The following is a 12616-nucleotide window of genomic DNA, read 5'->3' as shown; positions in this document are numbered from 1 at the left end:
AGGATCACCACGACGAGGCCGACGATCACGGCGTACGGATCGGGCATCAGGCGACCTTCGACAGCAGCAGCAGCTCGAGGTCGTGCTGGTCGTAGAGACGTTCCAGCAGCGGCCGCTCAGTCGCGGGGATGACCCCCACCGGGTGCTCGGGATCGTCGCCGTAGCGGGCCACCCACTCACGCGACAAGATCGACGTGAGCCTGCCGGTCGCCTTCACGAGCGCCGCCGACTGGAATCCCCGCTCGGCGAGGAACGACACGACACTGAGCGTTCCCGGCGGATCGACGATCGGCGGGAGCGGCTGCTCGACCGGCTCCGGCGCGGCCGGCTGCGTCGCGCCACCCGATGCGCGGAACGGTCGCAGCTCCTCGGCGATCTCCTCGGCGAGCGTGCGCCGCTTCTCTTCGCTCATGTAGGGCGCGATCTTCGCGAACGCCGCGGCGCGACGCTCGACTGCGATTCGGATGCTCACGCTGCGAACCTCTCTCGGTAGCGCGGCGTCTGCCGCATGAGGTTGGCGGTCGCGCGGTGTCGCGCTTCCTGCCGGTCGAGGAACGCTGCGCGCTCCTCCCACTGCTCGACGGTCAACCCGTGCCGCGCCGCCACCAGCTCGAGGGCGGCGCGGGTCGTGTCGGGCTCTGTCTGGGGCGCCACGGTGGGCGCGGGTGCAACGGTGCTCACGGCCCCGTCCTTTCGTCATGGGCTCGCCTGCTGCTCACCCCCGTGCCCTGAGCGGGAGTCGAACCCGCGCATTGCCGACGTTGGACACGAGTCCTCCGGTCGGTCAGGGCTGGGATCTGCACGTCACACGGTGCGACACCTCGGAAGGGCGCAAGAGGCCGGTCGTCCCGGCATTCCGTCCGATGGAGGCTGCGCGCGTGTTCGGTGCGCTGATCCCTCGTCCCCTCACCTGTCGTCCTGAACACGTCCGTTGGTTTGCCCCGCGCGTCATCGCGTTTCGTGTCCGTTTTGGGAGCGGCCTGCGCTGAGCGCGTGACGAGCCGTCTTCCCCGTATCCCTCGGTGAGGGTTATCCCTGTGGAGTTGTCAATGTGCGGATGCGTGCCAGCGGTACGGCCCTGAATCGGCCTGCTGACTGCGTGCTCTCGCCCCCGTCTGAGGGGCGGCCGGCGGACCCCGGCAGCGAGAGCGTCTAGGCGGCTGCGTGCCCGCCCGACACGATGAAGCGGTCGAGTTCGGCGCGCTCATAGCGGATCGCGCGGCCGACCTTGCGGAAGTTGGGGCCGAGGCCGGGCTCCGTCTTGCGGCGCGAACGCCAGGCGGCGAGCGTGCCCTCGGTGAACCCGGTCACTTCGGCGGCTTGCTTCGGCGTCAGCCACTCGATTGCGCTCATGCGGCGATCCCCATCCGCGGCGCTTCCGTGACCCCCGCGAGGCGATCCGCGATTGCACGCGTCACCTGTGCGACGAAGGCATTGGTCGGTGTGACCTTGCCCGTCTCGACACGGCTCAGATATGCGATCGCCGTCCCCGCCGACGCCGCGAGATCCGCGAGCGTCATCCCCGCCTGCTTGCGAAGAACGCGGATCGACGACCCTGTGTGTGTTGCTTGCCCCTGCATGTCGCCGAGTCTACGAACTCGGCGACATGCCTGCAAGCACCAAACGTCAAAGTTCTCCGCATGTCGGCTGCGTCAGGTCAAATCCTGGGCCGCTTTGACCGCTTGATATCAATGGTTGTAGGCTCATGCCATGTCAAAGAAATCGTTCGCGGACATGACCATGGCCGAGCGCCAGGAGCTTGCCTCGCGCGTCAAGTCCCTCCGCCAGGAAGCGGGCATGACGCAGGCGGAGCTTGCGAAGGCTGCGGGCGTCTCTCGAGCCACGATCAACACGCTCGAGACTGGCGCGAAGGTTCCGCAGGCGGAGAACCTGGCGAAGGTGCTCACTGTGTTTGGGCTGACGGACGACCCGTCCTTCGAGCCGCAGACCGAGCTTTGGCTGACGATGATAGGGACGCTCATCGAAGCGATCCCTACCGACCGCCGGGAACCGGCAGTAGCGAGCGTGATCCGCGAGCTTGGCCGCGACGTCAACCGCCGCGATGTCGGCGCCGCCGTTGATGATGAGGACTTCGACATCGAGGAGAACCCTCCGAAGAAGGGCGACCTTCGCTTGGCCGCGAAGCGCGGCAACCGCAAGTAGATCGATTACCGGGGGGACCAGATGCGCGCACTACTGCACCTGGCGGCACAGCAGGGGCTCACTGTGCACGCAGCGCACCTCGAGGAGGGCGTGCTCGGGATGTACTCACCCGACGAGGCTCGTATCTACTTCGATATCAAGCTGACCGCCTTCGAGCGCCGCTCGGTCATCGCACACGAACTCGGCCATCACCACCACGGCCACACGTGCGACAGCGAAGCCAACGAGCGTCAAGCGGATGCGTACGCGGCGCGTCTACTGATCGACCCTGAGCGTTACGCCGCCCTGTGTCGGGTGAGCATGGACCACGAGTTTCTAGCGGAGGAGTTCGGCGTGACCGTCGACGTCATTCGCAGCTTCGAGCAGCACTGCTTGACACCCATGCGGGGGGTCACATACGTGCACGCCCGTTTGGGCGCTGCACAGTGGCGTCTACGGCGCGAGAGGAGGGCATATGCCTAGGCCACCCCTCACCCTCGAGACGTGGGGCACGATCAACGTCAAGAAGCTGGCCCCCGGCAAGTACGAGGCGCGCGCGCGTTACCGCGACGTGGACGGCGTCACGCGACCCATCCAGCGCACCGGGCGCACGAAGACCGCCGCCGAAGACGCACTGAAGCAAGCGATGCGCGACCGTCTAGGCCCGATCTCCGGCGAGGAGATCACCCGCGAGTCTCGCCTGAGCACCGTCGCCGACATGTGGTGGCAAGAGTTCCGCGACGCGAAGGTGCACCCGAACGGAACGATCCGCCGCTACTCCTCCGTGCTCACGACGCACGTCGTCGCCGGCATCGGCGAATGGCGACTGCAAGAGTGCACGGTCGGGAAGCTCGATCGGTTCATCAAGACGAAGGCGAAGCACTCGGGATACTCGACCGCGAGCATCTGCACCGTGCTGCTCTCCGGCATGCTCGACATGGCCGCGCGGCACGACGCGATCGACACGAACCCGATGCGCTCCGTCGCACCGGTCCCGAAGCCGACATCCGAAATCGGCGTGTTCAGCATCGAGGACGTCGCCGAACTGCGCGCGATCCTCGCAGACTGGGACGCCGGCAAGGACAACTCCGGCCGAGCCCGCGTGAGCGACCTCGCCGACCCTGTCGACATGTTCCTTGCGACGGGCGCGCGGCCTGGCGAGATCTTCGCTATCGACTGGCGGCACATCGACTTCACGACGTCGCCGCCGACGCTCACGCTTCAGGACACGATGGCGAAGGACGCCGCGGGCCGCTGGGTCATTCAGCACGGCCGCAAGAGCCGGAAGCAGATCCGCCTCAAGCTGCCGCCGTTCGCGGTGACCATGCTCATGCGCAGGCGTGTGCAGTCGGTGTCCTCGCTCGTGTTCCCGTCGTCGACCGGCACGCCGCGGATCCCCGACAACTTCCGCACGCAGTGGCACGCCGCGCTCCGTGGGACGCGCTTCGAGGGACGGGTGCCGAAAGAGTTCCGCTCGACCGTCGCCACGTTCGTGCGCGACCACGACGGCATCGAGCAGGCCCAGCATCAGCTCGGCCACGCGAGCTTGCTCACGACCGAGCAGCACTACGCCGTGCCGGTCATGGATGCACCCGACCTCACGGCGCTGCTCGAGCAGTTCAACGTGAAAGCGGAGAGTAAACGGTGACTTTCGCCTTCTCGCATCCAGGGGTTAGGCTGGTCACACCCTCCCGAGCCGCGTGATTCCGCGCGACTCAGAGTGCGGGGCTGTAGTTCAATGGCAGAACTTCTGCTTCCCAAGCAGACAGCGCGGGTTCGATTCCCGTCAGCCCCTCAAATACACGAAGCGGTCCGGCTCGTCCGGGCCGCTTCGTGTATCTACCGGCAGAGCGAATCGAACCCTTGGGTGGGCCCACGCCGCCAGAGGCTCCGCGCGCGGCGCAGCCGCGTGTGGAGGAGGCGGTGGGGACGATTCCCGTCAGCCCCTCCAAATGACTGAAGGCCCGGCTCGTCCGGGCCTTCAGTCATTTCCAGTGCCGCCGGGAATCGAAAGCGGGCGAAGCCCGCGTCTTCGATTGGGCCCACGACGCAGAGGCTCCGCGCGCGGCGCAGCCGCGTGTGGAGAAGCGTTGGGGACCGTCAGCCCCTCTGATGGAAATAGCGGTCCGGCTCGTCCGGGCCGCTATTTCCATGTAACGGCAGAGTGAATGGAACCCTTGGGTGGGCCCACGCCGCCAGAGGCTCCGCGCGCGGCGCAGCCGCGTGTGGAGGAGGCGGTGGGGACGATTCCCGTCAGCCCCTCCAAATGACTGAAGGCCCGGCTCGTCCGGGCCTTCAGTCATTTCCAGTGCCGCGGGAATCGAGAGCGGGCGAAGCCCGCGTCTTCGATTGGGCCCACGACGCAGAGGCTCCGCGGCCCGCGCAGCGGGACGTGGAGGGCGTCGGGGACCGTCAGCCCCTCCAATACACGAAGCGGTCCGGCTCGTCCGGGCCGCTTCGTGTATCTACCGGCAGAGCGAATCGAACCCTTGGGTGGGCCCACGCCGCCAAGGCTCCACCCGCGGCGCAGCCGCGTGTGGAGAAGGCGGTGGGGACGATGCCGGCGCACTTTCACCCGCCGTACTACTACTCATGCGACGAAGAGGTTGTTGAAGGCCGCCCTGCCTATGTACTCCAGGGCTACCTCGCCGAGCGTCCTTACGGCAGGCGACTCGTGCCGGTCAGCATTCGGTGATGCGGACTAGATCACTTCCGGGCCGAGCGCGTCTATCTCGGTCGGATCTTCATCGATCTGCTCGTCCGGTAGAGCTTCATCTGTGAAAATGACGGGCTTACCGATGGCAGCTGCGATTAGGCCAACGAGCGCACGCTGACGTGCCGTCATGAAGGCAGAGAAGTCGTCGGCGCGCAAGAGCTCGGGATCGATGAGATGAGATCGCAGCCGATTATCGAAGTCAATGGGCGTGAGCTCCGTGTTTTCCTTCTCAATGCGGCTCATGTACTCAGAAGGAGCGACCCCTCCAATGATCCGGTTTGTTCTCGCAGCTAGAGGCGTCTTGTTGATGATCGAATCGTAGGAGTTCCGGTCGATGCCCTGATTCTTGCACCAGTCCTGAGGGAAGATGTGGTGAATATCGACGTTCTCGTCGAAGAAGATCGTCTGCGAGAAGGCCTGCCCCGAACGGAAGTCCTCCGCCCCCTCGTGCATGAGCAGCGCGTTGACCCCTTTGTAGGCAGCCGAGAGCCTCATCCGCATGGTCTGCAGACGGTCCGCACGAACCGTGGCTTCATGCACGGTTGTGGGAAGCTCGCCACCGCGAGCCCACGCAACGACCTCCATGAAGTCGCGAGCCACCCGGGTCTCCGTGGACGACCCGTAGAGCTCTCCAAACACCCCGTTCCAGTACCATCTGCGAATCTTCTCCATAACGGCGGGAGAGTCAGCTTCCGCGCCGAGCTCAGCCAAGATCGCGGCCAGCGGAACGACCTGAGTTTGGTACGGAAGGTCCTTCACCCGGTAGATCCCAAGGCGCACCAGGAACTTTGCCGCTTCAAGGAATCCGATTTCGACCTTCGACTGGTAGAGCAAGTACGCCTCCAGGGGCAGGTCGAGGAGGGACTGCCGCGTCGCCGATATCTTGGGCAACTCTTTCCCGCTCTTCCCCTCGTCGAGCGCACGCGCTCTGACATCGCGGGTGTAAAAGAGCGAGACCGCTTGCAGGAAGTCTGTGTTCCCTACTCCGGCGAGTACTCCCTCGGAGGCCGAGGGCAGCTTCAGCGCCGACCGAAAGCGCTCATGTCTACCCGCGACGCCCTCGCCCCCGTACCAGTCCTTTCGAAGCTCGTAGCCGTCCGCGGCATACATCGCGGTGATGAGTTCAAATGCATCAAGCGGCTTTCCGCCGGTGTTGACCTTCTCAAACACCACGCATACGGCCTCCTTGCTCGTGGCTGCAGCGAGCTCAATGACCGGGACGAGATACTCGGTGAAGTTCTTGACTATCCGCTCATAGAACTGGTTCACCCGACGGAACCGCTCTTGGAAGTCATCGAGCTTCATCGCCCAGTTGACGAACGCCTGGTTCCAGTCGGACCAGCCGACCACAGCGCTGAGCGGGAACATACCCTGCTCGAACTCCAGCTCCTGCGTCGACAGATCCTGCTCGATCACGCGCCCGAAATCTGACGTGAAGCGGCGGGTTTCAGGGACGCTGACTACCGCCTCATCGCGGTCAACCGTTTCGTCCAGGCACTTCTCGATGTCGAGATAGAACCACCGCTTGACTCTTTGACGGCGTGGGGTGATGGTCTGGACCACTTCTTTTCGCATCAGAACCTGATAGAGAGATGTGAGTCTCTGTTGACCGTCAAGCAGGAGTGACTCAGGACTTTTCTGCCCTGCCTCGAGCGGAGCTCCCTCCAAAACACGTGGCTTGAATTCGACTGCACCACCCGTCTTGAGCGTCATGACCGCACCCACCGGGAATCCTCGGGACACGGACGCGATGAGGCTGCGGATGCGTTCCTCATCCCACACCCAACTCCTCTGAAAGTCGGGCAGCTGCAAGCGCCCATCGTGGCCGGATTTGAGAAGGGTCAAGAGGCCGATCGAACTCGCCGTGAAGCTCGTCGTGGATTCACTCAACTTCTTTGCCTTTCTGCGACGACTGGCGACCGCCAGCGGTGGCTGCACACTGTGGATCTGTCAGTGCTTCGACTCTGGTCATCCGCGTTCGTCCGCAAATCTTGGCGCCATCGACTCCATCTGGTCCATGACGAGCTTGATCGCCTCGGGCTGCTTGTCCGGCGGGTACTTGTACTTCACGAGCAGCCGCTTGATCGACGACCGCAGCTTCGCGCGGACGTCGTCGCGTACGGTCCAGTCGGTGCGGACGTCGCGGCGCATCACGGCAACGAGCTCCCGGGCGATCTGCGCGAGCACGTCTTCGCCCTGCACATCGACCGCCGATTCATTGGTGGCGACGGCGTCATAAAACGCCAGTTCGTCACTCGAAAGCGGCGGGGAGAAGGTCGCGCCACGGGATGCCTCGGCGGCAACATCCTTCGCCAGTTCGACCAGCTCCGCGATGACCTCGGCGGATGTGAGCTGCTGGTTCGTGTAGCGGTTCATGATCTCGGCGATCCGCTCTGAGAACGCCCGCTGGCGCACGAGGTTGCCGCGGGTTGCGCTCACGCCGGCATCGGTCAGCGATTTGCGGAGCGCCTCGATCGCGAGATGCGCGTTCGGGGCGGACTGCGCCTTCGTCAGGAAGTCGGGGCCGAGGTTGTCCAGTGCGAGCCGCGGAAGTCCGGCCGCATCGTAGATGTCCAGAACCTCGCCGGGAGCGATCGAATCGGCGACGAGCGCTCCGAGCAGACGCGAGATCTCCTCGGGAATCGGTTCGTCGCGAGACTGTCGCTCGGCGGCGTCGAACTTCGCCATCCAGACGCGGACCTCTTCGTAGAAGGCGATCTCGTCATGCAGTTCAGCGAGCCCGTCGCGGCCAGACGCGAGTGCCCACGCCCGAGCCAGCTGACCGGTCGCGGTGCGATACCGCACCGACAGCCGGCGGTTGGCGAGTGCAGGGTCGTTCAGCGCACTCGCCGCGTCTCGCAGGAAGTTGGTTGCGGTCGTTGCTGCTGTCCGCCAGGCGCGAGAGCCGCCGCGCGCGACGATCGCTTGCCACTCGCAACCGCCGAGCATCTCGCGGATCTCCGCGACGAGTTCGATCGCGATCGCGACTGCTTCGTCGACATCCCGGCCGACGGGCTTGTTCTGCTGATCCGATGTCGTGTACTCCGCGAGCGCGCTCGCGAGGTTATCGGCGAGCGGCGCATACGCGACGAGCAGCCCGTCCTTCTTTCCTCGGAATGTGCGGTTCACGCGCGCAAGGGTCTGCATCAGCAGGGCACCCTTGAGCGGCCGGTCGAGGTAGAGCGTATGGAGCGGCGGAGCGTCGAACCCGGTCAGCATCATGTCTTTGACGATGACCAGTTCGAGGTCGTCGTCGGCATCCTTCAACCGCGCCTTGATCGCCTTGTTCTCGGAGTCTCGGCGCACGTGGTCGCTGACCGGCGGCTGGTCGGATGCCGACCCCGAGTAGACGACCTTGATCTTGCCGGTATCCAGCGCGTCGGAGTGCCAGTCAGGCCGCAGACGAACGATCTCCGCGTACAGTCGCGCGCAGATCTCGCGTGTGCCCCCAACAATCAGTGCTTTGCCGGGGGATGCGAGGAATGGCTTCATCCGCTCACGCCGCTCTTCCCAGTGCCGAACGAGGTCGGCTGCGAGCGTCTCGATTCGTTCTGGCGCGCCGTATACGGCGTTGACGACGGCGACGGATGCCTCGAGCCGCGCCCGCTCGGTGTCATCCAGCCCGACGGTGTATTCGTCGGCGGCACGGTCGATATCGTCGTCGCTCGCACCTTCGGTGAGCGACACCTTGATGAGCCGCGGCTCGAAGTACACAGGCACGGTCGCGCCGTCGTCGACCGCCCGTGTGAGGTCGTAGATGTCGATGTAGTCGCCGAACACTGTGCGCGTATCGCGCTCCGCGAAGGAGATCGGCGTACCGGTGAAGGCGATGAGCGTCGCGTTCGGCAGCGCATCGCGCAGGTGACGGGCGTAGCCATCGAGGTCGTCATAGTGACTGCGGTGGGCTTCATCGACGACAACGATCACGTTGCGCCGGTCGGTCAGTAGCGGATGCTGTGTACCCGAGGCCTTCTCTGCCTCGGTGAGCCCGAACTTCTGCAGCGTCGTGAAGTAGATGCCGCCGGTCACACGGTTGCGCAGCTCGTCGCGCAGCTGCGCGCGTTCACGCACCTGGATGGGCCTCTCGGCAAGCAGCAGACTCTGATCGAAGGTTTGGAACAGCTGCCCGTCGAGCTCGGTGCGGTCCGTGACGACAACGACGGTGGGGTTCTTCAGCTTCGGATGCCGCGACACGAGGTTCGCGTACAGCTCCATCTCCATGGACTTGCCCGACCCTTGCGTGTGCCAGACCACACCGGCCTTGCCGTTGGTCTCGACCGCCTGCACCGTCGAGCCGACCGCCTTCGTCACCGCGAAATACTGGTGCGGCTTCGCAATGCGCTTCGTGAGTCCGTCGGCGTTCTCGTCGAACGCGGTGAAGTTGCGCACGAGCTGGAGGAACCGCTCCTGATTGAACAGGCCGCTGAGCGCGTCGTCGATCGGCTCGACCGATACACCCGTCTCGATCCGCGGCTGTACGAGCGGCACGCCATCGTCGTCGACGTTCCATGGCGCGAAGTGGTTCAACGGTGTGAACGGCGTACCGTACTTCGCATCAATGCCGTCGGTCGCGAGCGTGAGCACGCAGAATCGGAACGCCATCGGAAACTCACGCAGGTACGTCTGCAGCTGCGCGTGTGCAGGGGCGACACCGCTGGATGCTGACCCCGCGCGTTTCAGCTCGAGGATGCTCAGCGGCATCCCGTTGACGAACAGCACGATGTCGAAGCGCCGGTGCAGGTCGCCGCGCCGCAGCGTCAGCTGATTCACCGCGAGCCAGTCGTTGTCGGACGGTTCAGCGCCGAGCAGTCGGAGCCGCGGGTTCTGTTCGATGCCGTCGCTGTCGATGTAGCTCAGCGGATATCCGCCAACGAGGTATTGGTGGATGCGGTGGTTCTCGGTGATCGCATCCTGCGACTTCGGCGCCGCGATCTCCGCGACCGCCTGCTGGAGGTACTCGCCGGGAATCCCTGGGTTGAGCCGCCGGAGCGCGTCGAGCAGGCGCGGGCGGATCAGCAGGTCATCCCACGTATCGCGCTCGCCGCTCCCAGGTGCGACTTCGTCGCCCTTCGCCGGTCGCCACCCCAGCGGCTCGGCGAGCATCTCGAGAGCGTCCTGCTCCCACGCAGATTCAGGCAGCGCGGTCATGGATCATCGCCTTTCGAGCAGCTTCGTGAGTCCGTCTTCGCTGACGATCGGGATCCCGTAATCGCGCGCCTTCCTCGCCTTTCCCGAGAGCGAGTCAGGATCGGCGGCGACGACGAGCTTGACCTTCTTGGTCACGGTGGGGTGAGGCAGGTAGCCGCGGTCGCGCAGTTCTGCCTCCCATGCTTCGCGCGGGCGCACCATGTCGCCGGTAAGCACGATCAGATCGCCCGTCGCGAGAGCGAATTCTTCCGAGGCGAGGGCGTCGGCCTCGGGCCGCACATCATCGACGGCGGCAGCAATGTCGTCCGCATCGAGCTGCAGCAACGCGCCCACGGCACGGAGGTCAGCCTTCTCCTCCTCCGTCAGCACTCCGTCTGCCCACGCGCGTCGTTCAAGTTCGAAGAAGTAGTCGCGGTGGATGCCGTGGACCACAGTTCGTGTGAGTCCGAGCTCCGTGGCTACCGCAGCGAGTTGGGCGCCTTCGCTCACCGAGATGATTCCGTCCAGCAGACAGCGGTCGAGAAGGGCTATGTATTGCGCCGCTGCTCCCTCCACGGCGCCCCGCGCAGGCTCGGTCGAGATTCGCTCGAGAAAGCTCGCGGGGATGACAGGTGCCGCAGACCGAGGCTTGGCCGTTGTGCTTGTCCGGCGCCCCGAGGGGTACTCGTGAGCACGCCCGGCCTGGGCAGTGCGCTGCCAGTACTCTGCCCATCCGGGCCACGTGGAACTCGTCCGCTGGTAGTGCGAGAGCAGCTGGGCGGTCGCGTAAGAATCGGAGCCGGCGCTGTGCGAGAGGCCGGGCTCGATGGAGCAGGTGACGCATGCATGTACCAGGGAGCAGGACGCTCCGAGACCGAAGCTCGACCCCAGCGCCATCGTGCAGACGCTCGGCGTATCGGCGTGCAGCGAGTACCCGGCCCATTCGAACTCAGCGTGCAAGAACCGCAGATCGAACGTCGCATTGTGCGCCGCGAACACCCGTCCGCGCAGCAGATCGGCGAACTCCGCAGCGATGTCGGAGAATACGGGCGCATCCAGGATGTCAGCGGCGTGGATGCCGTGGATGCTCTGCGGCCCCAGGTCGCGTTCGGGGTTGACCAGCGTCTCCCAGCGCGCGGTGATCGTGCCGTCATCCTCGACGTGCGTGACCCCGATCTCGACGACCCGGTGGTGGTACGACGGCAGGATGCCCGTGGTCTCGAAATCGACGACCGCGAAGCTCATGATGGTTCCTCTTCGAGGTGGCTTCCGGTATCCGCTGACGAGGAGTCACTGGTGCGCTGGAGCCGGCTCGCGAGCCTTTCTGCCAGCCGCCCTGTCGATTGGCGGGCGCTCTCGAGCGTCTCGGTGCCGAAGCGACCGGCGGCTTGCAGGCCGGCCTTGCTCGCGCCGACCATGTCATCACGCGCATCGGCGGCCGCGGCTGACCAGCGGCGGGCTTCGAGGAGGTCACGCTCGTCAGCGAGCCCGAGAATGAGGTGAAGGTCTCTGACACCAGACGCGACCTCGTTGCTCGCCTTCACGACGACCTTGGCCGAGACCGGGTTCAGCAGCACCTTGGCGTTTGCGCGCGTGGCTGCCGCGTCCATCCTCGAAACGAGGTTCGACGTGGCCTTTGAGATCGCATCCTGTCGCCGCTGACGCGCCGTATGCAAGGCAAGCCGGTGACTATCGATCTCGTCGGGTGAACTCTCGAGCACACGATCGATCTCCAGTACCGCCATCGCGTCCTGCAGCTGGAAGCAGCGCGCAAGGACGGCAAGCCACTCGACGACCGTGTCCTGCGCTTGCTTCGACAGCTCGGCGAGGTCGCCCACCTTTGTCTCTTTCTCGAGCTTTTCTGCCAGCGCGTCGAGCTGACGCAGCGCGTAAGCCTGGGTGCGAGCGATGGTCGCGGCCGAGCCTTGCACCTTCGACCAGGTGACTTCCGAGACGCGGCCGACTTCTGCGCGGACGACCATCGCTTCGTCGAGCATCAGTTCTACGCCGATCATGTCGGCGAGCACGGCGTCTTTCTGGGCCCGGAGGATGTCATCGACCTTGGCGTCGATCTTCGCGAGGTACTCGGTGATCTCCTCCATCTGCTTCTGCATCGCGTACTGCGCCATGATGCCGCCGACCCCAGCGAGAATCGCTGGGTTGGTGAGGAACGCACCCGCATTCGCGGGCTTGATGAATTGCAGGTTTTTGGTGAATTGGCCGCTCGCCCCGCGGGTCGTGGCTTGGACGAACTGCCCACCCGAACGCTGAACGAGATTCGCGCTGTGGGCAGCACGCGCCGACTCCTCGGTCAGCTTCATCCACCGTCCGGCGTTGGCCGAAACCTCCGAGGCGGTGTGTATCGCCGACCCGCCCTTCGCGACCGCCGAGTTCAGTCGTCGCAGATCGAGCTCGCGTGAGGGTACCCCCGCCGACGCGACGAAAAGGTCGACGGCCGCCGGCGGGCCGATGACGACGAGCCCGTCGCCATCGCTGATCAGCTCGATCTCGCTCCCCGGGTCACTTTCAGGCGCTTCATGGAGTTCGGAGTACTCGGTCATGCGGTGAATCCCCCAAGATTCATGCAACGGTGCAGTCTTCTGAATGTATCGGGTATCGGCGTCGCTGGGG

At 65.1% G+C, this 12616-nt stretch carries 11 protein-coding genes and 1 tRNA gene; 4 read left to right on the top strand and 8 right to left on the bottom strand.

All coding sequences use genetic code 11. The annotated features are described in order from the left end of the window. Window positions 1–46: 46 nt before the first annotated feature. The 4 genes from SK224_RS05360 to SK224_RS05345 all read right to left on the bottom strand — a co-directional run bounded on the left by SK224_RS05360 (window position 47) and on the right by SK224_RS05345 (window position 1580). Complete coding sequence (locus SK224_RS05360; RefSeq protein WP_320433724.1) at window positions 47–472, bottom strand: hypothetical protein; 426 nt, start codon at window positions 470–472, stop codon at window positions 47–49. Next, complete coding sequence (locus SK224_RS05355; RefSeq protein WP_320433723.1) at window positions 469–681, bottom strand: hypothetical protein; 213 nt, start codon at window positions 679–681, stop codon at window positions 469–471. Before SK224_RS05355 ends, SK224_RS05360 begins: the two co-directional genes overlap by 4 nt. Before the next feature lie 471 nt (window positions 682–1152). Then, window positions 1153–1353 (bottom strand): helix-turn-helix domain-containing protein, encoded by a 201-nt coding sequence (locus tag SK224_RS05350; protein WP_320433722.1) that lies wholly within the window; start codon window positions 1351–1353, stop codon window positions 1153–1155. Next, window positions 1350–1580 carry a helix-turn-helix transcriptional regulator gene (locus SK224_RS05345; RefSeq protein WP_320433721.1) on the bottom strand — a complete coding sequence of 77 codons (231 nt, stop codon included), beginning with the start codon at window positions 1578–1580 and terminating at the stop codon, window positions 1350–1352. The genes SK224_RS05350 and SK224_RS05345 overlap by 4 nt, the downstream gene beginning before the upstream one ends. Before the next feature lie 130 nt (window positions 1581–1710). Between SK224_RS05345 and SK224_RS05340 the strand changes: the two genes are divergently transcribed. From SK224_RS05340 to SK224_RS05325, 4 genes are all read left to right on the top strand, one after another. Beyond that, window positions 1711–2163, top strand: a complete 453-nt coding sequence (locus SK224_RS05340) for a helix-turn-helix transcriptional regulator (RefSeq protein ID WP_320433720.1) — start codon at window positions 1711–1713, stop codon at window positions 2161–2163. 21 nt (window positions 2164–2184) lie between these two features. Beyond that, window positions 2185–2625 carry an ImmA/IrrE family metallo-endopeptidase gene (locus SK224_RS05335; RefSeq protein WP_320433719.1) on the top strand — a complete coding sequence of 147 codons (441 nt, stop codon included), beginning with the start codon at window positions 2185–2187 and terminating at the stop codon, window positions 2623–2625. Further along, window positions 2618–3790: a tyrosine recombinase XerC gene (gene xerC / locus SK224_RS05330; protein WP_320433718.1), complete on the top strand. Its 1173-nt coding sequence runs from the start codon at window positions 2618–2620 to the stop codon at window positions 3788–3790. The genes SK224_RS05335 and xerC overlap by 8 nt, the downstream gene beginning before the upstream one ends. Window positions 3791–3866: 76 nt before the next feature. After that, window positions 3867–3937 (top strand) — tRNA-Gly (locus SK224_RS05325). A gap of 906 nt (window positions 3938–4843) precedes the next feature. Here SK224_RS05325 and SK224_RS05320 read toward each other — a convergent pair. Genes SK224_RS05320 through SK224_RS05305 form a run of 4 tightly spaced genes read right to left on the bottom strand, consistent with a single transcriptional unit; the run spans window position 4844 to window position 12546 of the window. Further along, on the bottom strand, window positions 4844–6796 hold the full coding sequence (locus tag SK224_RS05320) for a DUF262 domain-containing protein (protein ID WP_320433717.1): 1953 nt from the start codon (window positions 6794–6796) through the stop codon (window positions 4844–4846). 30 nt (window positions 6797–6826) lie between these two features. Beyond that, a complete protein-coding gene (locus SK224_RS05315) occupies window positions 6827–10006 on the bottom strand; it encodes a type I restriction endonuclease subunit R (RefSeq protein WP_320433716.1) in 3180 nt (1059 codons plus the stop codon). 3 nt (window positions 10007–10009) lie between these two features. Beyond that, window positions 10010–11230, bottom strand: a complete 1221-nt coding sequence (locus tag SK224_RS05310; protein ID WP_320433715.1) for an exonuclease domain-containing protein — start codon at window positions 11228–11230, stop codon at window positions 10010–10012. Continuing rightward, window positions 11227–12546, bottom strand: coding sequence for a hypothetical protein (locus SK224_RS05305; protein WP_320433714.1), 1320 nt, complete (start codon window positions 12544–12546; stop codon window positions 11227–11229). The genes SK224_RS05310 and SK224_RS05305 overlap by 4 nt, the downstream gene beginning before the upstream one ends. Window positions 12547–12616: the final 70 nt, after the last annotated feature.

This window comes from Microbacterium sp. BG28, from assembly GCF_034044005.1.
GTDB lineage: Bacteria > Actinomycetota > Actinomycetes > Actinomycetales > Microbacteriaceae > Microbacterium.
This window is presented reverse-complemented; position numbering and strand designations above follow the sequence as displayed.